This is a genomic window from Desulfovibrio inopinatus DSM 10711 (genome assembly GCF_000429305.1).
GTDB classification, from domain to species: domain Bacteria; phylum Desulfobacterota; class Desulfovibrionia; order Desulfovibrionales; family Desulfovibrionaceae; genus Alteridesulfovibrio; species Alteridesulfovibrio inopinatus.
This window is the reverse complement of the sequence record NZ_AUBP01000006.1, coordinates 21,260-41,479: the sequence shown is the minus strand read 5'-3', so window position 1 is coordinate 41,479 and position 20,220 is coordinate 21,260. Positions and strand designations below refer to the sequence as shown.

The window sequence follows — 20,220 nt, the reverse complement described above, 5'->3', positions numbered from 1 at the left end:
TGTCCTTACGCGGAATTGGAATTGAGATCGGCCGACAAAGCATCGTTCTCGTCAAGAACTTTAGCCGAGTGGCGGCCCACATAGCCTGAACTGCTCTTTTTCGCAAGTTTCCCTCCTGGTCCACTGTATCGTGTAGCATTTGGGGAAATATGTCGCATGAATTGCAGCCGATATTCGGCTTGTGCAGACTCAGCTTTTTTTATGGCGATCGAGATGAATGCAGGATGCATCTCGACATTCGGCGTCGTGATGATGGTGGGAATGGTCGTCGTGGTCGTCGTGTTTGTCGAACTCAGGGTATACACGTTCGAAATTAAGGTACTCGAACTCTCCACAAAAGTCGGAGCTACGAGTTTTGGCCCATCCTTTATGGTCTGGGGCTCGTCGTCGACATTCGCCTTTGACTTCTTGAGCTGATTTGGGAGCCCAAAAACGGCAATTTTCACATTGTTCGTTGGTGTCACCGGTTCGCATATGGCCTCCTTGGTTTCTGCAAACAAGGAAAGGCGACCATGTATCATGGCATTTTTAACGATTTGATGACGTTTCGTGCTGCATAGGTGACGCAATCGGGGTCTGGCCCGCATGGGCAGTCTACATATCTGCCATGGCAACGGGGGCATTCCTCGAATTCGCAGCCCGGGTGATGAAGTCCACCAACACGGACGCCACAGTCGGGGCATCGCTCGAAAACTTCTCCCCAGGCGTCATCACCCATTCCGTAAAGGATACGGGGAAACCACGTACCCCCAACACGGATGAGTCCACCTTTGCATGAGTCGGCCAGCCGTGTGTCCTGACCACAATGTTCACAGTATGCCATGGTGCTGTCGCCCGATTGAATAAAAAAAACCACTCTCTCACGGCCCTACCACGTCGTGTTCACACAGGCAAGCTATAGAGCTCATTGAGTGCGGAATCAGAAACGATAAAAACAGGAGAAGGATGATCTTTTATTCACCCCCATGACGAGGCATGTTGTGGAATTCTTATGAGCCGCTTGCAAAATACATCAGGAAAAAACGGCTGAAAGCGTTATTTATGCATCGATGAATGTTTCGTTTTCGATTGTATTCATACATCGGACGCAGGCTGAGGTGGTGAAGAAGAATCTGTTTTGGCGGCATAGTCGGTCAGAATGGCTCCAAGCCGAGCATTATTCACAGGTTTAGGAAGAAATCCATTCATACCTGCCGCTTCACAACGCAATTTGATTTCCTTGACGACATGGGCGGTCATGGCGACGATCGGAGTGTCCTGATTCATGCTGCCGGCACGTCCGGCCCTGAGCTGACGGGTCACTTCAATGCCGTCAATGCCAGGCATTTCAAGGTCCATAAATATGATATTGAATGGAGTGTTGCTGAGGATATCTAACGCTTCGTGTCCATTTTTTGCGACGATGACATCGCTATGTCCAAGTTGGTCAAAAATTTTACGGGCAAGAAGCGCATTGAATGCATTGTCTTCGACCAATAAAATAGAAAGGGATTGATGCGGTGACTTTTGGGATTCCACTGGGGTGGAGACAAGAAGTGGACTACTCTTCGATGGTTCGAAGAGAGCCGTGAAAATAAACGTACTTCCTGTATTGAACTGGCTTGATAATTTGATGTGCCCGCCCATGTGCTCGGCAAGGTGGCGTGAGATGGCCAGCCCCAATCCGGTTCCTTCATACTGCCGGGTTAATGACCCGCCAAGTTGTCGAAATGTTTCGAAGACGGTTTGTTGATCCTCTTCGGCAATGCCGATACCAGTATCTTCCACTTTGAAGCAGAGCCCAATATAGCGACCGTATTGCGTTTGCGGAACGTCATGGTGTTCGAGGAAAACTCGGACATGTCCTTTTTCTGTGAATTTTACGGCATTTCCAACAAGATTGACGAGGACTTGCCGTACTCGTGCTGCGTCCCCAAAAACATGTGATGGAACATCCGGAGCAATCGACAGATTCAGCTTGAGTCCTTTCCGTTCAGCTTGAAGGCGAAACATGTCGATAACTGCATTGCATAACTCCGTTGGGCTGAAATCCTGCCCGACAAGCTCAAGCCGACCCGCTTCAATTTTTGCAATATCAAGGACATCGTTGACGATTTGGAGCAAATGACCGGCTGCGCTTCTGACGATATCTAGGTTTTCAGCAACATCTTCATGCAATTTCTTCTTGAGTGTCAGGTCCGTCATACCCACGATGACATTGAGAGGGGTACGAATTTCATGGCTCATGCTAGCAAGGAATTCACTTTTAGCGCGACTGGCGCGGTCCGCTTCTTCGGCAAAGCGTTTTGCCTGCTCTAATGCATCATCGGCTTTGGATCGCAGGTCTTCCGAGGTCGACAGAGTTGTCGACAGTTTAGACGCCATATCTTCGGCGCGCTGTCTGGCTGCGACAATGTCGGTGACATCGAGAAAAACGATAATACAGCCGGGATTATCTTCGTATTCTTGTTTAAACGCAGCTTTATGGAAAAGAAAATAACGTGACGAGCCCTTTGGTGCAGGAAATCGTAGAGGGGTGGTTTGGTCTTGATCGGAAAGCGAGCTTCCATTGGAGTGTATGGCGATATGTTGGGCTTGCTCGGGGAGGACCAACGAGAATGGTTGTTCAAGAACAGATTCCCGAGGCTTGTCGATAAGGTCGATGAAGGCCGTATTGAGAAGTCGGATGATTTCATCATGATCAACATAAACAATCGGGGAAGGGACTGAATTTACAAGCGTCTGGAGGAATTGGCGTTCCCGTCGCAGGCGATTTTCTATTTCGATACGTTTAGAAATATCGATATAGAGACTGCACACAGCATAAATTTGTCCGTTTACATCATAAAGTGGTGTTTTCGTTGTAAGCCATGTTCGGGAGTTGTCATCATGGTACACTGTACCTTCGCGAACGAACGGTTTACCTGACGAAAGAACGAGAGCATCATCAGCCAATACGGCGTCAGCTTGATCTTTCGACAGGATATCGTACGGCGTCTTTCCTTGGATTTCTGCATTACTGACATCGACGAGTTCTTCAAAAAAACGATTGACGAGGAGGTAATGCCCGCTACGGTCTCGAATGGACACCATAGACTGGATTGTGTCCAGAATTCCCTGCATTTGCCTTTGGGTACGCTCAAGCTCCTTTTGTGCTTTTCGTAAATCAGTAACGTCTTTCCAGACCCCGTGAATAATCTCTTTGTCATCAAAAAGCATGCTGGTGAGCGTGACATTGACGAGAATCGATTCTCCGTCAGCACGAACATGCATCCATTCAAATTGATGCGTCCCTTTGTCGAGGCTAAGTTTGATAATGCGATGGAATTTTTCTTTCGACGAAGAGCCATCCGGTTGGATTGGTGGAGATATATCGGCAGGAGTGAGGGAAAGAAGAGGTGCTTTATCCTTATATCCTAAAAGTTTAATCGCTGCATCATTGGCATCGATGAAATGGTCGTTGTGAACGAGAATGATAGGGTCGCTCGAATGCTGAAATACATCATAGAATTGTCGTTCACTCTGTTTTCTGCGTGACTCCTTGCGCTTACGCAAAATTAAGGTGAAGGTTGTTGTGATGAACAATCCGAAGACGAGTACTCCTGCTGTCAATTGGAAAAAAAGAAGAAAAGGAAATTGTTTTGGTGCCAAGGAAAACAATGACCATCCTCCGGTCCAATCAAGTGGTACAGAGACTGGAATCCAGCTTTTTTCCTTGTAATATAGAGGTGCAGCATGCGGAATATCCGGGAAGAGCGCAGGGAGAAGATGGCCAAACTGACGCGTTTTTTCAATACGTGACAATGTTGATTTATCGAGTGGCCATAAGCTGTGCATAACCCAGTCTGGGCGATTGGAAGCGAAGATGACACCGTCCGGTGAGACTAAAGCACTGGGTGTTGCAAGAGAATCAAGGAAGTTATCGAGGCTTTCTCCTACGATATTTAATACCGTGATGCCAAGGAATTCTTTGGTTGTATTATCGTAGACGGGAGCGGAGAAAAAGAGGAGGCGTTTCCCAGACCTGATGCCCGATGCAGGGTATAAGCTATTTTTTCCTTTGAGTGCAGCCTGAAAATATGGTCGAAAGGAAACGTCGGTGTTCAGGATACTGGGGCGGCTGAGCGCATCCGCCATGGCAACGATAATGCCGTCTTTGTTGACAGCGTCGGCAGACGATGCATGCGTCAGCAGCCGGGCTGTTTGCAGAGTTTCAATGAGTGTTGGATCATCGGATGAGATTTCATTGCGCAATCGGGCTTGCAGGACCGGGGAGCGTGTTAGCCCTTGCGCTGCACTGATATATGTATTGCGTAATCGTTCGTTGAGCCCGATGACCATTCTGGAAAGTTTTATCTGTAATTCATTATTCGTCTCATTATACTGGATTTTTTCGGCGAGCAAAAAAATGCAGATGAAAATTATGAGACCGATTATAGCGCAACGCGCGGTAGCATGGAGCTTAGGCATCATTCGTGTCATCCGATAAAGACTGAAGAAGACGAAACCTGAAGAATGTGCATCCGGTTCAGACGAGATATTCGGTGCACGCTATGCACAGTGTGGAATTCAGATATCGTCATAATATGGTCGATTCATGTGTTTTAGTGTGTGAGTTGACATAAAGAATAAAATGTTTCGTCAGTTCTGCAAAGAACAAATAGACCTTACGGCTTCTGACGAGTCGGTTCCAATTTGAGGTTATGTATGGATTCTTTGTCTTTATGGAATACGCGCCAGTTGCGGGACCATTATTCATCGGCATCGGACCCGGCGGTTCGTTGCGATCTCGATAAGCTTTCTTACTGCCTCAATGATTTGGCCGAGCAAGTTGGCGTCGCGGAACGCTCTCCATCTGAACATGACCAGGCAATCAAAAAGCTGGAAGTTGTGCGGGATATTATGGCTTCTCTCGATGCGCTGGGCAAGCAAGTCGGGATGGACCGCGGTCCCGCTGCCCGACGATTGTTGCGTATGATTCAGGATCGACTTGATATCGCTCAAGCAGATTTTGAAGAACTCGATGGACTGTTGACCCGAGGGTATGAAGGTGGTCATGTTTGTGATTTTGCCTGCCGGCGGGTGAAACGATTGTTTCTGGATTCGCAGACTCGGGCTTGGCTCCGCGCAGTGGAAGACGTTGCCGAAGGACTGACAATCGGAAGAAAACACCGTCCGCTGTCGGCCTTACGGACTGATATTCTTGGACGAGACGAGAAAACGAGTAAACATGGCATGTTAGAGATTGATCAACTCTTGGTGACATTGTCTCCTTGGGCTGAAACAGCACGGACGAATCTGGTCCAGTTGCATCAGGTGGCGGCGGAGGCTTGGCCCGATGATCGTTCTGTTGGAGCCGATTCCGACTGTGGAACTTCTGATGAAAAAACGATTCGGGAAGTTATTGCTTCCCAGACTGATTTGGCACGTCGATACATGAGTCTCAAGGCCTTTTTGATGCGTCAGGACGAACCCACGGAACGCACATTGTATGCACCTGCGCCCGAACCAGTCGACTTGGCGACCGAGCCGGATGAAGCAATGGCTATGGCGATAGCGGGATTAAGTCATCAGATTCCCGAGATTGTACCATTGCTTGACATAGTCAGATCCGAACAGCTTTGTCAGCCCCGTGTCTATGCTGATGGCGATGTGCCGTATGTGGAACCCGGTTTTGCCCAGCGCCCTCCATTGTGTGTAGCACTGTCTGACGGTCCCCAGGCTATGTTCGACCTGGCTCATGCTTTGACAAGGGCCGCCGGATTTGTGGCGGCTTGGGATCAGGGGCCTCTTCGGCGTCAGGCTGATGCATTGTTTCGTCAGGTTTGTGCCTGCTACGCTCATGGGTGCATGGGAACATATTTAGCCAAACATGCGTCTACGAGACAGGAACGTCTGGCCGTCGCCTGCCTCCTTTTAGAACAGATGTTTCGATCAATGTTTGGCGGCGCTATTCGACGCCGTTTTCAAATGGAGATGGCGGGTCGGTTCTTGTCGAATTCAGGAGGACAGCCTTTGCAGACCGATGCGATCTGGGCGAAGGCACATAGAGATGTTTTGGGACACGATGTGATGTTCTCAACAGGATTTAGCCGATGGTGGATGCTTTTTCCCACATTGCTTGATCCCTCCGCGACGACTTCGGATATGTTGCCCGGAATCTCCGCAGGGTGGGCACTCTATGTTCGTCATGGAGAGCATCCCGCCGATACGGGACGTGCGTTTGTTCGTGCTTTGGAACATGGCAATGCCCGATCGGGAAAAGATCTCTTGGTTGATATCGGAATGGCAGACGATGCGTCGGACTGGATTAAGAGCGCATTACTTGCTTTTGAGCGGGAGTTGTCTTGGGCTGAAACATTGGCCGTGAAATCTTAACCAAGAGGAAAGGTCCAAAGCGCGGCCTAAGCCGCGCTTTGGATAGAAGAGACACCGAAGAGAGCGTCCATTGCTTTGACTTTCTTCAGAGTACGTTTGGTGATGTTCTTGAACAGGACGAACTCCGCCGGTCCATAGTTTGTCTTGGTATACAGCAGTCCGCCAAGGTCCATGATTTCACTGTAAAGATACGGAAGGTACACTGGGTTCTGACGAGTGAAGAGCACGACCTGATGCAACGTTTCCTGAATCTGGGTTCGGTTGCAGGCTGGTTTTTTGAAGAGCTTCTCCATGCGTCGTGTAACGGATTTGAGTGAAGCCTTCCATTGCTGGCTCCGTGGTTCGAAGCGCGGCCGAGAACGTGGAACCATGGCCTCACGAAGTGCATGAAGAAATACGGATCGGGAGTCCGACACTGAATGCATAATGCCTTCAGCAAAAAAACGATCAATGTCGATGGCTGTTACCCCTTCAACAGCAACTCCACCGCCATACAGATTGAAAATGGGGATATCAGTCGTGGAAACAATCTGTTCCATAGCATGCTTGACAGCGAGCTGGTTCTTGTCAGTGTATATCGGATTACCTTCATTGTTGGTCAGTTCAATGAACGTCGAGGTAACACCGGATGAGAACGGTGCGTCATATGCTGTGTCGTGGTCGATTTTTCGTGTAAAATCGTGTCCAACAAGCGTGATGGATGCAACTCCAAGCCAAAGAAGAAGACGCGCTAGCGCCAAGTCTGCATTGCCTCCAGCATTGAGCACAAGTTCTCGATCCCCGAAAACGGCGTCGGCAATTCCGCCTTTGGTCCACAGTGGAAGCTTCGGACCAGGATACACGTCAACAACACAGGGATCCATTTTTGTGGAATAGATGAGAGGAATTGTTGCGAGAGGGGAAGACTTGCTCAAGGCTTCAATGTCGCGTTTTGTCTCTGGACGAGCATCAAGACCAAGGCACACATCCGGGGTGATGCCCATGCGTAGCAAATTCGGTAATGTATCGAGAGCGCAAATGTACAATGCCTTCCCTGATTCATCGATAAAACGCTGAGCGATATTCTTGAGAGAGGAACCGGAACCGAGCATAACAGCCGCGACACCGTTGGCTTTGTTCTGGAGTGGGAGCAAACTCCCATGGTCCATGGCGTTGCTATAGTTGGCGATCTCGTTGCCAACTATGATCTCCTGGCGCTGTCGAGACGTCGATATTTCCGTTGCAAACCGTTTGAGTCGTGCTGCGGCGTACGCTTTCCAGTTCACATACTCCGGCCCGACTTGTTCACATGCACGATCACAGCGAAGATAGACTTGGCTGAACATGAAACTGATATCAAGATGAGATACGACGTGTTCGAAGACCGACTGGGAAGGCGGAAGAAAAAAGAGTTTTCCTGCTTTGAGGAACTCGCTGTAATTCGTCTGGCTTAAACAAGCTGTAAGGATATCAGGGCGCGGTTCTACAACAATGACCTTGTGTGAGTTCGGGGTACCTGTCAAAACATGGTTGATCCCATAACCGAGCCCAGCGCCGATGATGACGGTAGCACCACCCTCAGACTTGTTTTTCGGGCGCCAGTTCGCATACACCGATGGGGCATGAAGCTTTTCATATAACCCGTCTCCCGACTCCAGACGGTAATCTATCATGCCAAAATGATTTGTAAAAAAATGTTCTTTCAGGCTGGTTGGATCGATTTGGCTTTCCGTAAGCCATTGGGCACACGGAGCATTGTGGGCCGCCATCGTCTTGAGATTGGCGTCAAGGAATGTGGTAGGCTGCATGGAACATCCTTTGTGGTGTGTCACCATGTTGGCGATTTTCAATAAAACTAGCAAAATTTGCGCCAAGGTTGCGGGAAGAGCGTTTTTTCACTAGAAATACACGTGCGATTACGCCCTGAATGCATACAGAAGGTGAACCATGTTGTATAAGGATGTTCTTTCCCTGGTCGGCAATACGCCGTTGGTGGTACTGAATCGAATTAATCCCCATAAGAACGTGACAATTGCCGCCAAGGTGGAAATGACCAATCCGGGCGGTTCGATCAAAGACCGGGTGGGCCTGTCCATGATCGAGGCGGCTGAAGCCTCGGGCGAACTCACCCCGGAAAAAACCGTAATTGAAGCGACATCAGGCAATACCGGCATCGGGTTGGCCATGGTGTGCGCGATGAAAGGTTATAAACTCCAGTTGCTCATGTCGTCGGCCGCATCGGAAGAACGCAAGCGGATTGTTCGCGCGTACGGTGCCGATATTGTCCTGACACCGGGACATCTTGGGACAGATGGTGCCATTGAGGAAGCGTATCGGCTTTATCGTGAGCACCCGGATAAATATGTCTTGATGGACCAGTTCAATAATCCGGCCAGCATTGATGCCCATTATCATGGGACGGGACTTGAAATCTGGAACGATACAGATGGTAAGGTGACGCACGTTGTTGCCACGCTTGGCACGTCGGGCACGATTATGGGGATCACAAAGCGCATGCGCGAAATGAACCCGGCTGTCAAAATCTTGGCCGTTGAACCGCGCCCGGGACACAAAATTCAGGGCTTGAAGAATATGCAGGAGTCATATCCTCCTGGTATTTATAATAAGAAGTCTTTGGATAGTGTTCTTCGCGTAGAAGATGAAGTGGCGTTTGATATGTGTAAACGCCTTGCTCGCGAAGAAGGCCTCTTCGTCGGGATGAGTTCAGGCGCGGCATTGGCGGGGGCGTTGATGACGGCGGAACGTCTTGAGTCTGGTTTGATTGTTGTCATATTTCCGGATGGCGGCGAGCGCTATCTGAGTACGCCGCTGTTTGCAGCCGTCAAACATCAAGGCGTGAGCCTGTACAATGTGGCTGTTTCGGAAAAGATACACCCCGTGCGTGGAGGTGGCGGTACCGGACTGTTCACCACCGGGCCGGCGTTGTCCGGTGAAGATGATATTGATGCCTGGCGCCGGATTGTGTTTCTTGATGTGTTGGCCAACCACCTTGCCGCGTCTGGAGAACGTGTTCATGTTGCCGTGGGATTGGCCGACATGGATGACCGTACGTTGGATGCAGCACGCTCTCGTTTACTGAATCGCGTTGATTTTACCGGGCAGGCGCTTGCTCATCTGCATGAGATTGCCGAGCGTCTTGCCGTGTCTGAAAATGTCGAGTTTGTCACAGCGGGCAAATATTCTAAGAATATGCTCGACATGGTGGAGAAACTGGTCGCTCGCGGTAGTGCCTACGAAAAGCTGCGTTCGGTCTATTTCGACGTTGCTCGTGACAAAGCCTATGGCTCTCTCTTGCAGACCGATCTCGGGAAGCTCAGTCTTGGAAAAACCGTTGATCTGGAAAATTATCTTAAAGAAAATCCCATGGATTTCACGCTGCTCAAGCGTGTCAGTTTGCAAGACCTCAAGCAGGGGGAAGGACTTGTCACCACATGGGGGAATGTGCGTCCGAGCTGGTTCCTGCAGATGTGTGCCGCTGGTTTGGCTGGCTTGCCGCGCTTGTCCGTGGTGATGGTCGGTGAGGCACAGACATTCCCGCACCTTGAAAACCTTCGCGCCATCTGGTCATTGACGACGGGGGCCGGGCCCGAGGCCTGGATGGTGGCACGGCGTGTCGTCTCCAAGCTTGATAAACTCGTTGCCACGACCATGACGGATTTGCTTGCTCATGAGCTTGCCATTTCTCCTTTTGCCATACGTCTTTGGCTCCTTTCGGCGAGTTATCGCAAACCGTTGTCGTTAACATTGGAAACCCTGGGAATGTGGACGAAGAATTGGCGCCGTATTCAAGATGTGGCTGCCGCGCTTGCGTTTGCCGATACAACCAATGTTGACCCCAAACTGGCGACGGGACAGATTGCCGACGCCGCACACCAACTTTCCGAACAGCTTTCCGCTGCCATTGAAGATGATTTGAGTCTGTTTCATTTTTGGCCTGATTTGTTTGAGTTTTGCCGAATCGTCAATACGGCTTTGGCTGAAAATCGCCTTCAGCCAGCGGAAGCTGCCGTCTGCCGTCAGGCCCTACTCGGGATCGACGCCATATTACATATTATTGATCACAGTGCCGTTCCTCTTCCGCAATCCGAATGGCCTCAGCATGCTACTGACCTTGTGGTGCAACGTGAACAGGCTCGTCGGGCAAAAGACTATGCGACAGCCGATAACCTGCGCCGCGAACTCGCAACGTTGGGATATAAAGTGGAAGACAACCAGGACGGTGTGCGGTTGTATCGGGTCGAGTGAGGGAAAAAAAGAGACCAAGCATGGAAAATGAGTCGAAACGGCGGAGTGTGCAAATCCTCTTCGCCGTGGTGTTTGTTATTGCCGCGGGTACCGTCGGATATATGCTCATTGAGGAAGGGTGGTCGTTTCTTGACGCACTCTATATGACCATCATTACCATCACGACCATCGGCTATGGGGAAGTCCATAGCCTGACTCCGGCCGGCCGTGTCTTTACCATGGGGCTTATTTTCTGCGGTTTGGGACTTGCTGCTGTGTTTGCCACGCAAGTAGCAAGAATGATTGTTGAATCTGGAGTTCGTAATTTGTATGAAAAACGGCGAATACGAGACAAGGTATTGAAACTCAATCACCATTCGATTGTCTGTGGATACGGGACGATTGGGCGGGCTGTTGCGCTGAAGTTGCATGAGATGCGCTTACCGTTTGTTATCGTCGATATTGATGAAGCACATTTGGCAGAAGCCGGACGACGGGGGTATCTGACCGCACACGGGGATGCTGCTTCAGATGGAGTGCTTTTGAACGTTGGTATCCGCAAGGCCAAAACCATTGTACTGTGTATCAATGACGATGCCTCGAATATCAATATCGCATTGGCTGCTCGGGAGCTTCATCCGGATATCTACATTGTCGCACGAGGATCAAATCCGGACATTGAATACCGAATGATCCGGGCTGGCGCCAATACTGTGGTGTATCCGCTTGCCTTGGGCGGAGAACAGATTGCCCATATCCTCGCGCGGGAGACAGGACATGGCGATGAAGTGAGTGCTGTCGAGCCTTCGGAAACGATGGGATACGGCTTGCGTATTTATCGGCATATGAAAGATGTGCCAATCACCGTTGCCGAAGCCATGGTCTTGACCAAGGCAGCAGTGCCTGTGGCCGTGGCACGGCAGAGTGGTGAACGTTTGACCCAACCCGCGCCGGATGTGGTGCTGGAAAAAGAAGACTGCCTGGTTGCCGCAGCACAATGTGAAGAGACCACGGCGTGTGGGTTTGAATGTGATATCAAGTGGACGGACGATCTGCTACTCGGCATTCCGGCTATTGATGCAGAACATCGTGTGCTTGTAAAGTACGCAGAGGATTTTCAACAGGCCGTCCAACAAGGGCAAGGGCGAGAAGCCTTATCACGGTTGTTCGATCGTTTACTGGAATACACAGCCGGACATTTCGCTCGGGAAGAAACCTTTATGCGCAAGATGAATTACCCTGATATTGAAGAACATATCCGGGAGCATCGGCGCATCACCGGGGAAGTCATGCAGCTCAATCGCGACAAGTCCTATGTCTTTCCGGCCAATGTCGGGAGTTTTCTGGAAGACTGGATTGTTGGGCATATCAGTCAAAGGGATCGGAAGTACGCCGAGGTGTATAGGGAAAAGTGAAACGAGGTGCCATGCTGTTGGAATTGACAAAGTCTCAAGGCATTCGTACCTGACAAAGAAGTTGCTCCGTATTGAGTGAATATCGAGGAGGGGAGAATATGGCGGATCGAAATACTTTCATCGTTACACCACGTATGGTTCAAAGAGCCAATGATCGGATTATGGCGAGGCAAGGGGGAGCCGCTGATCAGCCGAGTGTGATCTATTTTTTGGGGAGACCGATTAATGTCGATCCGGAAGTTGGTTACCATGAAATTTCTGAAGCTATTGAGAGGATAAATGAGCGCCGAGCCAAAAAGGCAGTTTAATTTTATTTTCTCCAAGCTTGTTGAAAAATCGGATGATCTTGTTGGATTGCTTGCTTATGGAATCTATAAACAAGAAAAAATACATTTTATCGAACGGTTTAAAACTGAGAACAACGACCGAAATCCTACGGAAGAAGATCTGAAGTTATTCCATGACTTGAGTAATGATAGAATTGATCAGTATCGTCAATTGGCTCTGAACGATCTTGCTGAGATTCAAAACGAAGTCTTGTCTGAGCGGGTCCACGATATTCGCATTGAGTTTGAAAGACGCTTGAAAGATGATCTTGCACAAGCCAAAACGTCCTGGTGGGCAGCGATAACACAAAGTTTTTTGGGATCGGTTGTTTTTACATTTTTTCTTGGTTTTCTTCTCATTATTCTCCTTGGTGCCAAATACGGTCTGAACCGTGTTCTTGAGGAAGGGGTTAAAATGCTGACAGGAACGTGACATTCACTTGTTTTTATGTGCGTTTTTTGATTGTTTTGGTCGTCTTTTTCCCAATAATGAAGAGCCGCTGGGGAGATCTCCGTTTGTTTTGGTGTCGAACGACCAAACATGGGTACAGGGATATGAACGCGGCGCATTAACGTTTGGTGTTATACACGTTTACGACGAATCATGACCACGCCCAAGAGCCCGCTCCCGAACAACCAGAGCGCTCCGGGAATAGGCGTCGAGGCAATGGCGACATTACGAAATGCCACTTCGGAAGGACTGCTTCCCTTTACATTGCCGTCGTAGTCGTTGAAGAAAACGAGATAATCAAAGTCACTATCCGTATCGTACAAGGATGACAGGTTGATGCTGAACGATTGCCATTCTCCATTTTCTGTATAGGTATATGAAGAATTGGAGCAATTATATTTAGCGAGCCCGGAGAGTTTGTAGGCGTTTTTTCGTAAGTCGCTTTCATAGACGCTGCTTGAACTCGATCCGGTCGCAAAGCCAATACCTTGGATATCGGATTCTGCCGAGGCTTTGAAATCAAACGTCAGTTTCAGCTTTGCGATGTTATCAAGGTCAAGATTGGAAATATTGACTGCTTTCCACGCGTCCGAGTCAAGAATCAGTTCTTGACCTGTATATGAGGCGTCTCCCGTACTTTGATTTTTCTTTCCATACGATTCGAAGGTGGAGAGATCGATGCTGTTATATGCAGCCTGAGCCTGTCCTCCAATCATCACAGTGCATAATATGATGAACACCGAAGCAGAGTATAAAAGATGGCGTGTTTTCATATTTGTTCCTTCGTTGAATGCAAGAGGTATTGTAGAGTATGGTATGGAAATACAAACGGGTAGCAGTGGATAGACCGTTATAATTCTTTACCGATCTACTCGGAGGCTGAGTGGGGGATGCCGTGAGGTATCCCCCATTGTCTTGATAACGTTATGGTGGCGCTTTATCCACAGGAGGTGAACGTTGCGTTGCTAGGAAATCTTGCGGCGAACCATGATCATGCCGAGCATTCCGCTTCCGAACAACCAGAGCGCTCCGGGAATAGGCGTCGAGGCAATCGCGACATTGCGAATCGCCACTTCGGCGGCAGAGCCTCCTTTAACGTCGTTGTCAAAATCATTGATAAAGACAAGGTAGTCGAAATCTTTGGTGGAAAGTGAGCTCAGATCGATACTGAATGTTTGCCAGTCTCCATCCCCTGTATAGGAATATGATGTATTGGCGCCATAGTTCGTCTGGACCCCGTAGAGTCGGTACGTATATGGTTTGAAATTTGAAGAATTGACGTCGGTCGAACTCGATCCAATGCCAAAACCAAGACCTTGGATTTCGGATTCTGCCGAAGCTTTGAAGTCAAACGTCAGCGTTGAATTATCGCCAAAGTCAAGGCTTGAGATATCAAAACCTTTCCAGGTGTCTGTTCCGAGCGTCAATACGCCTGAAGTATTATCATAGGAGGCACTTCCTTGGTCCTGGCTCCCGCCGTATGAGACAAAAGACGAAAGATCAATTATATCATAGGCAGCCTGTGCTTGGCCCACGAACATCATGCTGCAGAGTATGACAAGAGCCGGAATTTGATACACGGTATGCCGGATTTTCATATTGATTCCTTTAGAGAAGGTTGCACATGGAAATTGAGTTAGTGTTCACCTTATGAAAGAAACGTACCATAAATAAATATTGCTATTTCAGCTGATTATGTTTGGGGCGAGCATAATTTCTTCTGGAAAAAGACGATTTGTCTGGAGAAATATGATTACGTCTGGAATATATGGACGCGTGAATCCACTTTGTTGAGCGATACACCATTGTCGCCTTCAATATGATGCGGAAAGAAAGGACGGGCAGATTAAAGGGGGCCTTGACAGTTTGTCGGTCCACGCCTACATCTCATATCCAGAACTGACCAGTCAGTTTTGCGTCGGTTTTCCCTCCGACTTCCTTCTTTTTCAGAAAAAAGGACAAATTGAACGTAAGCAGTACATCGTTTCGGCACCCGGACATCAGTGTTTTGGATTCGGGTGTGTATGAAATTTGTTGGTTTCAGATCGGCTGATTAATTTGAAGACAGAATAGGTTTGTATGACAATGCAAAATGATGACAAACGTATGCGGATTCTGGAGGCGGCCAGAGAACTGTTTACCAGTCTTCCGTTCCATAAGGTGCTTTTGAGCGATGTCGCCAAGACTGCAGGTGTTGGGAAGGGGACACTGTATTTATATTTTAAGAGCAAAGAACAGTTGTACCTCGCGGTGAGTCTGACGGGATATTCAGCAATAGTCGATCGGATGCGAGGGCATGTCGATGCCACGATGAAATCACCCGAAGAGCAACTCATCGGAATTATCAAAGAGTGCTTTTATGCACTGCATGGCAAACAATTCGTGACCGAACTGATGCGAGGCACGGTGGTGAATTGTCCGGACACGGCAGAATGGAACCAAAAGCGCATGGAAATGTACGGCCTCATCGAAACCGTCCTCAGGCGGGGGGTGGAGCAGGGAGTTTTTGAGGATGTGCATCCTGAGCTGACAGCGGTGTTCGTTCCAGGGCTTATTCGATCGGCCATTTTGTTTGCGCCTGACACACTGGATGTGGACATCATGTGCGAACATATTTTGAATTTTGTGTTGAAGAGTTTGCGGAAAACGCATTGATGTAAAGGAAGTATATGTATGGCTCACCAAGAAGTCTCTCCCGGCACGGAGCCCTCGTCACCCGATTCGACGCAAAGCAATAATACGCAGCCATCAAAAAAACCGCGGCGTCGCATAACCGGTATTGTACTAGTCATTTTGGCTCTTGCGGCTGTTGGGGCGTGTATTCCGTTGTATCTTCATGCCATTTCGCATGAGTCGACGGATGATGCGTTTATCGAGGCCCATGTCGTGTTGATGAGTCCCCGCGTACCTGGGCACGTGTTTCAAGTCTTTGTTGAGGATAACCAGGCGGTCAAACAGGGCGATGAATTGCTCCGTATTGATCCTCGGGATTATCAGGCGGCACTTGATGCTTCTTTGGCTGCCGAAAAAGCCGCCGAAGCTGATGTCCTCGAGGCGGAAGCCCAGGTTGCCACAGCCCGAAGCAGCCTTAAACAAGCGCAGGCCGATCTGGAATATCAACGTGATGCATTGCATCTGGAGCAGGCCAACCTGACACAAGCCCAAGCGGCGTATGAACGTGACGCAGCCGACTTGACTCGCTATCGCAGTCTCGCCAGATCCAAGTCCGTGGCAGTGCAGGATGTTGACCATGCTTCCACGGCGTCCACCATTTCGCAAGCCAAGATGAATGCGGCCAAGCGACAAATGGAGACCCAATCCGACAAAATTGTGCAATCCGAAGCCGCCATCAACGTGGCCGAAGGATCACTTTCTCAGGCGATGGCACAAGTGAAGGCGCGTCAGGCCGATCTGGATAAAGCGCGTGCGGAAACGGAGCAGGCACGACTTGATTTGTCGCACACACATATTGTTGCCCCGTGTAGCGGGTATGTGACGAAAAAATCGGTTGAAGCCGGATCCTATGTGCAGGTCGGGCAAGGTTTGTTGTCCATCGTCCAGTCCGATGTCTGGGTGGTGGCGAACTTTAAAGAGACACAGCTCACCGATATGCGACCGGGACAACAGGTGGATATTGAAGTCGATGTCTATCCTGATGTGACGTTCCATGGCCGCGTGGACAGCATTCAGCGCGGAACTGGTGCGCGCTTTAGCCTGTTGCCTCCGGAAAATGCCACAGGCAACTTTGTGAAGGTGACGCAACGTATTCCAGTGAAGATAGTGTTTGATCAGGATGAAAACACAAGCAGATATGTGTTGGCTCCAGGGATGTCGACGGTACCGGTTGTCGATATCACCGACACAGAAAACGCTTCATTAGCGGCTGCTGGTTTCGTTTCTCCCGATACTGTCGGGGAGCAACATGCCGAAGTGCAGCAGTCTACGGTTGTATCCGAGTGATCGTATATGGATACCAATAAAGATATTGAAGAGTTGACTCCGGCTGAGCGCTGGATCATCGCCGTGACAGTCATGTTCGGTGCGTTTATGGCCGTGATGGATATCAGCGTGGTCAACGTGTCCATGCCATTCATGATGGGAACATTCGGCGAGGATCTGTCGGCGATTACCTGGGTGGCGACAAGCTACAGTATCGCCGAGATCATCATGGTGACAATGACGGGCTGGTGGTCGGCGTTGATTGGACGCAAACGCCTGTTTCTTGCCTCGTATGCGCTGTTTACCCTGGGGTCGATACTGTGCGGTACATCGACGACGTTTACACAGATGATTATTTACCGCGTCATTCAGGGCATTGGTGGTGGAGCGCTTATTCCACTTTCGCAGGCGATTTTACGGGAAACCTTTCCGGAAGAGCAGCAAAGCATGGCCATGGCCATGTATGGCATGGGGGTCGTCTTGGCGCCGGCCGTCGGGCCGATCCTTGGAGGGTGGCTTACCGATTCGTATGGCTGGGAGTGGATATTTTATATCAATGTACCTGTTTGCGCGCTCGGCATGGCGCTGGCCATCCGATATATTCATGATCCGGCGTATCTGCGGCGTGGAGTGAAATCCATCGACTGGCAGGGCATTGCTCTCCTGACGTTGTGCCTGACGGCAATGCAGATTGTGCTTGAACGTGGTCAGGAAAAGAATTGGTTCGAGTCGGATCAAATTATTGTGGGAACTGCCATTGCTGTGGTTTCGTTGTTAGTCCTCATTATCTGGGAGCTACGCGTGCAAGAGCCGGTTGTGAATCTGCGAGTTCTCAAGGATCGAAATTTATCACTCGGATCATTTATCGGGCTGCTCTTTGGGATCGCACTTTTCGGAACCACATTCATTCTGCCTCAGTTCACCCAACAACTCTTGGGATACCCCGCTTTGCAAGCCGGCTTGGTGCTGGCACCGCGCGGCTTGACGCTCTTGATGTTCATGCCGATAGCCGGATGGTTGTTCAATCGCCTTGGCTTTCGGACACTTATTTTATTGGGATTAGGGATCATCACATGGTCCTATTATGATCTCATGCAACTTAATTTGAATGCCGGATTTTGGAATCTTGTTCCATCGCTTCTCATTATGGGAGCAGGCATGCCCTTTGTGTTCGTGCCGTTGAGCACGGTGTCGTTGAGTACGGTGGATAGAAGCAATATGACCGACGCATCGGGAATATTTACCCTGACACGACGTATCGGCGGGAATATCGGATACGCCATGGCTGCCACCTTGGTGAGTCATGGAGAGCAAATGCATCGTTTTCATATGGCATCGCATGTCAGCAATTTGAGTCAGATCACGCAGTCCTACATGGATACGGCAACGGCGATGGTCCATCAACTCGGCGTGAGCGCAACGGCGGCGCCGACGGTTGCCCTGGGGTTGATGAATCGCCTCTTGAACCGGCAGGCGATTATGATGTCGTATAATGATACGTCGTTGTATTTCGGACTGTTATTTATCGTTATGGCGCCTATTGTTTTTTTGCTTCCGGATCAATCCGGCTGGCTGAAACGATTGCGACGACGTTGACCCAACACGCTGGTCGAAGTGTGACAAACATTCACCGCCCGGTCTCTTGTTCTTATTTTGAGGACAGGAAGCCGGGCGGTTGTGTTTTCAAAGGGTATGATTGAACAAAAGTGTCGTTATGAACTGTATGAGCATTCGGTCGAGTAATAACGCGTGATAATGTCCTGTTTAGAAATCATGGTCACGATGCGGTCGGGGTCGCTTTCGCGAACCACGGGAAGTTCGTTGACATTGAGACGGACCATTTTGTCCAAGGCATCGCCGAGGGTCTCATGCCAGTAAACGCGGACGACATTGGACGTCGCGACATCCTTGGCCACAATGAGCGCCGTGAGGGAATCATCGAACATGATTTCCCGGATGTCGTTGATAGAGAGAATGCCGGTCATGTCACCTGCTTTGTTGACCACGGGAAAATAAGATTCCGTGGACTGGGTGACGAGTCGAACGAGGTCTTTGAAGGGCAAGGCTTCGTTGATGACGGTAATCGGGCGTTCGGCCACGGTTTCGTAGACGAACATGTCCGCCAACAGTGTTCGGGCGATTTCGGATTTGTGCGCAGGTGAAGAAATCCGGTTGAACACTTGCTTTTCATACAAACTGACGCGTTCGAGCAGAAGATAAGAAATGGTCGAAACGAGCATGAGCGGGACGAGCAACGTATAGCTTCCGCTCATTTCACAGGCCATAATGATGGAAGAGACCGGGACTTTCGCCACGCCGGCAAAGAATCCCCCCATACCGACAAGGACAAAGGCATTGGGATGCACAACCCAGGCGGGAGCAAGATGGTTGCCGAATTGCCCGAATGCTCCACCGAGCATGGCGCCGATGAAGACGGACGGCCCAAAGACACCGCCGGAACCGCCGGAGCTGATGGTGAACGATGTAGCGATGATCTTCATGAACGCGAGAATGAGCATGGTGCCCCAGAAGAAATTTCCGGCGAGCGCATCTTGAATGTGTGCATACCCACCGTCGATAACTTCGGGATAGAATAGTGCCACGCATCCCATCAAAAAGCCGCCAATGGCTGGCTTGAACATGTCCGGAATTGGGATTTTGTGAAAGACGTGGTCTCGTAATCCGTAAAACGTCTTGATGTAGATAAAGCCGACAATGGCGCAGACGACGCCGAAACAGGCATAGGCCGGGAGTTCATTGGGCATGGAAAACTGAACCAGGCCTGGACTGAACAGGGCGTGTCGTCCCATGGCTTGAGAAAAGACGGCGTGCGCCATGATGGACGAGAGAATGCATGAAAGAATGGACTCGAACTCGAATTCCGTATCGCGATAGAGCACTTCCGGGACAAACAACGCCCCGCCGAGCGGTGCCTGGAAGATTGCACCGATCCCGCCAGCCGCGCCGGCAAGCAGGAGAATCCGGCGTTCTCGGGGTTTTAGTTTAAGCTTTGTGGCGAGAAACGACGCAAATCCGGAACCGATTTGGGCAATGGGGCCTTCCTTCCCGGCCGAGCCGCCAGAGCCGATGGTCAGTGCCGAAGCAACGAGTTTGACAAGGGGAACGCGGGTTCGCACATAGCCGCCTCGTCGGTGGAAGGATTCGATCATAGCATCGGTGCCGTGACCTTCGGCTTCGGGAGCGAGGTTGAAGACCAACAGCCCTGAGGCAAGACCACCGAGTGTTGCCATGAAGACGATCCAATACGAGCCGAGATACGGCAAGAACGATGCGTCGGGTTCCGTTCCAACAGGGGGATCGGTGAGGCCCATGGGGAGATCAATGAGTAAGTGCACGGCGTGTTTAAGCAACACGTCGAACAGCACAGCGCCAAGTCCGGCAACCGCCCCGACAAGAAGCGACAGGCCAAGCCATCGGGCGTGTCGCTCGACATTGAGATAGCTGGTGCAACGACGAATCAGCGTCGGCTTGGCGGCAGACATGATGA

General features: G+C 50.0%; 14 protein-coding genes. 8 read left to right on the top strand and 6 right to left on the bottom strand.

Going from position 1 to position 20,220, the window contains the following annotated elements; all coding sequences use genetic code 11:
• Positions 1 to 5: 5 nt before the first annotated feature.
• On the bottom strand, positions 6 to 587 hold the full coding sequence (locus G451_RS0106415; protein ID WP_156921539.1) for a hypothetical protein: 582 nt from the start codon (positions 585 to 587) through the stop codon (positions 6 to 8).
• 487 nt (positions 588 to 1,074) lie between these two features.
• Positions 1,075 to 4,452, bottom strand: coding sequence for a PAS domain S-box protein (locus tag G451_RS32385; RefSeq protein WP_027183591.1), 3,378 nt, complete (start codon positions 4,450 to 4,452; stop codon positions 1,075 to 1,077).
• A gap of 234 nt (positions 4,453 to 4,686) precedes the next feature.
• Between G451_RS32385 and G451_RS0106400 the strand changes: the two genes are divergently transcribed.
• Positions 4,687 to 6,357, top strand: coding sequence for a hypothetical protein (locus G451_RS0106400; RefSeq protein ID WP_027183590.1), 1,671 nt, complete (start codon positions 4,687 to 4,689; stop codon positions 6,355 to 6,357).
• 26 nt (positions 6,358 to 6,383) lie between these two features.
• Here the strand turns inward: G451_RS0106400 and G451_RS0106395 are convergent, their stop codons facing one another.
• The gene (locus G451_RS0106395) at positions 6,384 to 8,144 is read right to left on the bottom strand and encodes a 6-hydroxymethylpterin diphosphokinase MptE-like protein (RefSeq protein ID WP_027183589.1); all 1,761 of its coding nucleotides are present in this window, start codon (positions 8,142 to 8,144) and stop codon (positions 6,384 to 6,386) included.
• Positions 8,145 to 8,283: 139 nt separating this feature from the next.
• Between G451_RS0106395 and G451_RS0106390 the strand changes: the two genes are divergently transcribed.
• The 4 genes from G451_RS0106390 (at position 8,284) to G451_RS0106375 (ending at position 12,755) form a co-directional block, all read left to right on the top strand.
• Positions 8,284 to 10,602: a cysteine synthase gene (locus tag G451_RS0106390; RefSeq protein WP_027183588.1), complete on the top strand. Its 2,319-nt coding sequence runs from the start codon at positions 8,284 to 8,286 to the stop codon at positions 10,600 to 10,602.
• A gap of 20 nt (positions 10,603 to 10,622) precedes the next feature.
• Positions 10,623 to 11,996 (top strand): bacteriohemerythrin, encoded by a 1,374-nt coding sequence (locus G451_RS32380; RefSeq protein ID WP_051261232.1) that lies wholly within the window; start codon positions 10,623 to 10,625, stop codon positions 11,994 to 11,996.
• Positions 11,997 to 12,094: 98 nt separating this feature from the next.
• On the top strand, positions 12,095 to 12,304 hold the full coding sequence (locus tag G451_RS0106380) for a hypothetical protein (RefSeq protein ID WP_027183587.1): 210 nt from the start codon (positions 12,095 to 12,097) through the stop codon (positions 12,302 to 12,304).
• Positions 12,276 to 12,755 carry a hypothetical protein gene (locus G451_RS0106375; protein ID WP_027183586.1) on the top strand — a complete coding sequence of 160 codons (480 nt, stop codon included), beginning with the start codon at positions 12,276 to 12,278 and terminating at the stop codon, positions 12,753 to 12,755. The genes G451_RS0106380 and G451_RS0106375 overlap by 29 nt, the downstream gene beginning before the upstream one ends.
• A gap of 149 nt (positions 12,756 to 12,904) precedes the next feature.
• On the opposite strand, the gene G451_RS0106370 is transcribed toward G451_RS0106375, so the two are convergent.
• Together G451_RS0106370 and G451_RS0106365 are read right to left on the bottom strand one after the other, a co-directional pair.
• Entirely contained in the window at positions 12,905 to 13,546 is a 642-nt protein-coding gene (locus tag G451_RS0106370; RefSeq protein WP_027183585.1) for a PEP-CTERM domain protein, read from the bottom strand.
• Between the two features lie 192 nt (positions 13,547 to 13,738).
• Positions 13,739 to 14,371: a PEP-CTERM domain protein gene (locus G451_RS0106365; RefSeq protein ID WP_027183584.1), complete on the bottom strand. Its 633-nt coding sequence runs from the start codon at positions 14,369 to 14,371 to the stop codon at positions 13,739 to 13,741.
• Between the two features lie 481 nt (positions 14,372 to 14,852).
• On the opposite strand from G451_RS0106365, the gene G451_RS0106360 reads away from it, so the two are divergent.
• From G451_RS0106360 to G451_RS0106350, 3 genes are read left to right on the top strand one after another with little or no spacing between them, the layout of a single operon-like run.
• Positions 14,853 to 15,428, top strand: coding sequence for a TetR/AcrR family transcriptional regulator (locus tag G451_RS0106360; protein WP_034641145.1), 576 nt, complete (start codon positions 14,853 to 14,855; stop codon positions 15,426 to 15,428).
• Positions 15,429 to 15,446: 18 nt separating this feature from the next.
• Positions 15,447 to 16,733: an HlyD family secretion protein gene (locus tag G451_RS28030; protein ID WP_051261231.1), complete on the top strand. Its 1,287-nt coding sequence runs from the start codon at positions 15,447 to 15,449 to the stop codon at positions 16,731 to 16,733.
• 6 nt (positions 16,734 to 16,739) lie between these two features.
• Positions 16,740 to 18,308, top strand: coding sequence for a DHA2 family efflux MFS transporter permease subunit (locus G451_RS0106350; protein ID WP_051261230.1), 1,569 nt, complete (start codon positions 16,740 to 16,742; stop codon positions 18,306 to 18,308).
• A gap of 116 nt (positions 18,309 to 18,424) precedes the next feature.
• On the opposite strand, the gene G451_RS28025 is transcribed toward G451_RS0106350, so the two are convergent.
• Positions 18,425 to 20,215, bottom strand: a complete 1,791-nt coding sequence (locus tag G451_RS28025) for a chloride channel protein (protein WP_051261229.1) — start codon at positions 20,213 to 20,215, stop codon at positions 18,425 to 18,427.
• Positions 20,216 to 20,220 lie beyond the last annotated feature (5 nt).

Coding starts and splice junctions, on each gene's coding strand:
- G451_RS0106415 (WP_156921539.1), bottom strand. CDS start 587: ATGCGGGCCAGACCCCGATTGCGTCACCTATGCAGCACGAAACGTCAT.
- G451_RS32385 (WP_027183591.1), bottom strand. CDS start 4,452: ATGATGCCTAAGCTCCATGCTACCGCGCGTTGCGCTATAATCGGTCTC.
- G451_RS0106400 (WP_027183590.1), top strand. CDS start 4,687: ATGGATTCTTTGTCTTTATGGAATACGCGCCAGTTGCGGGACCATTAT.
- G451_RS0106395 (WP_027183589.1), bottom strand. CDS start 8,144: ATGCAGCCTACCACATTCCTTGACGCCAATCTCAAGACGATGGCGGCC.
- G451_RS0106390 (WP_027183588.1), top strand. CDS start 8,284: ATGTTGTATAAGGATGTTCTTTCCCTGGTCGGCAATACGCCGTTGGTG.
- G451_RS32380 (WP_051261232.1), top strand. CDS start 10,623: ATGGAAAATGAGTCGAAACGGCGGAGTGTGCAAATCCTCTTCGCCGTG.
- G451_RS0106380 (WP_027183587.1), top strand. CDS start 12,095: ATGGCGGATCGAAATACTTTCATCGTTACACCACGTATGGTTCAAAGA.
- G451_RS0106375 (WP_027183586.1), top strand. CDS start 12,276: ATGAGCGCCGAGCCAAAAAGGCAGTTTAATTTTATTTTCTCCAAGCTT.
- G451_RS0106370 (WP_027183585.1), bottom strand. CDS start 13,546: ATGAAAACACGCCATCTTTTATACTCTGCTTCGGTGTTCATCATATTA.
- G451_RS0106365 (WP_027183584.1), bottom strand. CDS start 14,371: ATGAAAATCCGGCATACCGTGTATCAAATTCCGGCTCTTGTCATACTC.
- G451_RS0106360 (WP_034641145.1), top strand. CDS start 14,853: ATGACAATGCAAAATGATGACAAACGTATGCGGATTCTGGAGGCGGCC.
- G451_RS28030 (WP_051261231.1), top strand. CDS start 15,447: ATGGCTCACCAAGAAGTCTCTCCCGGCACGGAGCCCTCGTCACCCGAT.
- G451_RS0106350 (WP_051261230.1), top strand. CDS start 16,740: ATGGATACCAATAAAGATATTGAAGAGTTGACTCCGGCTGAGCGCTGG.
- G451_RS28025 (WP_051261229.1), bottom strand. CDS start 20,215: ATGTCTGCCGCCAAGCCGACGCTGATTCGTCGTTGCACCAGCTATCTC.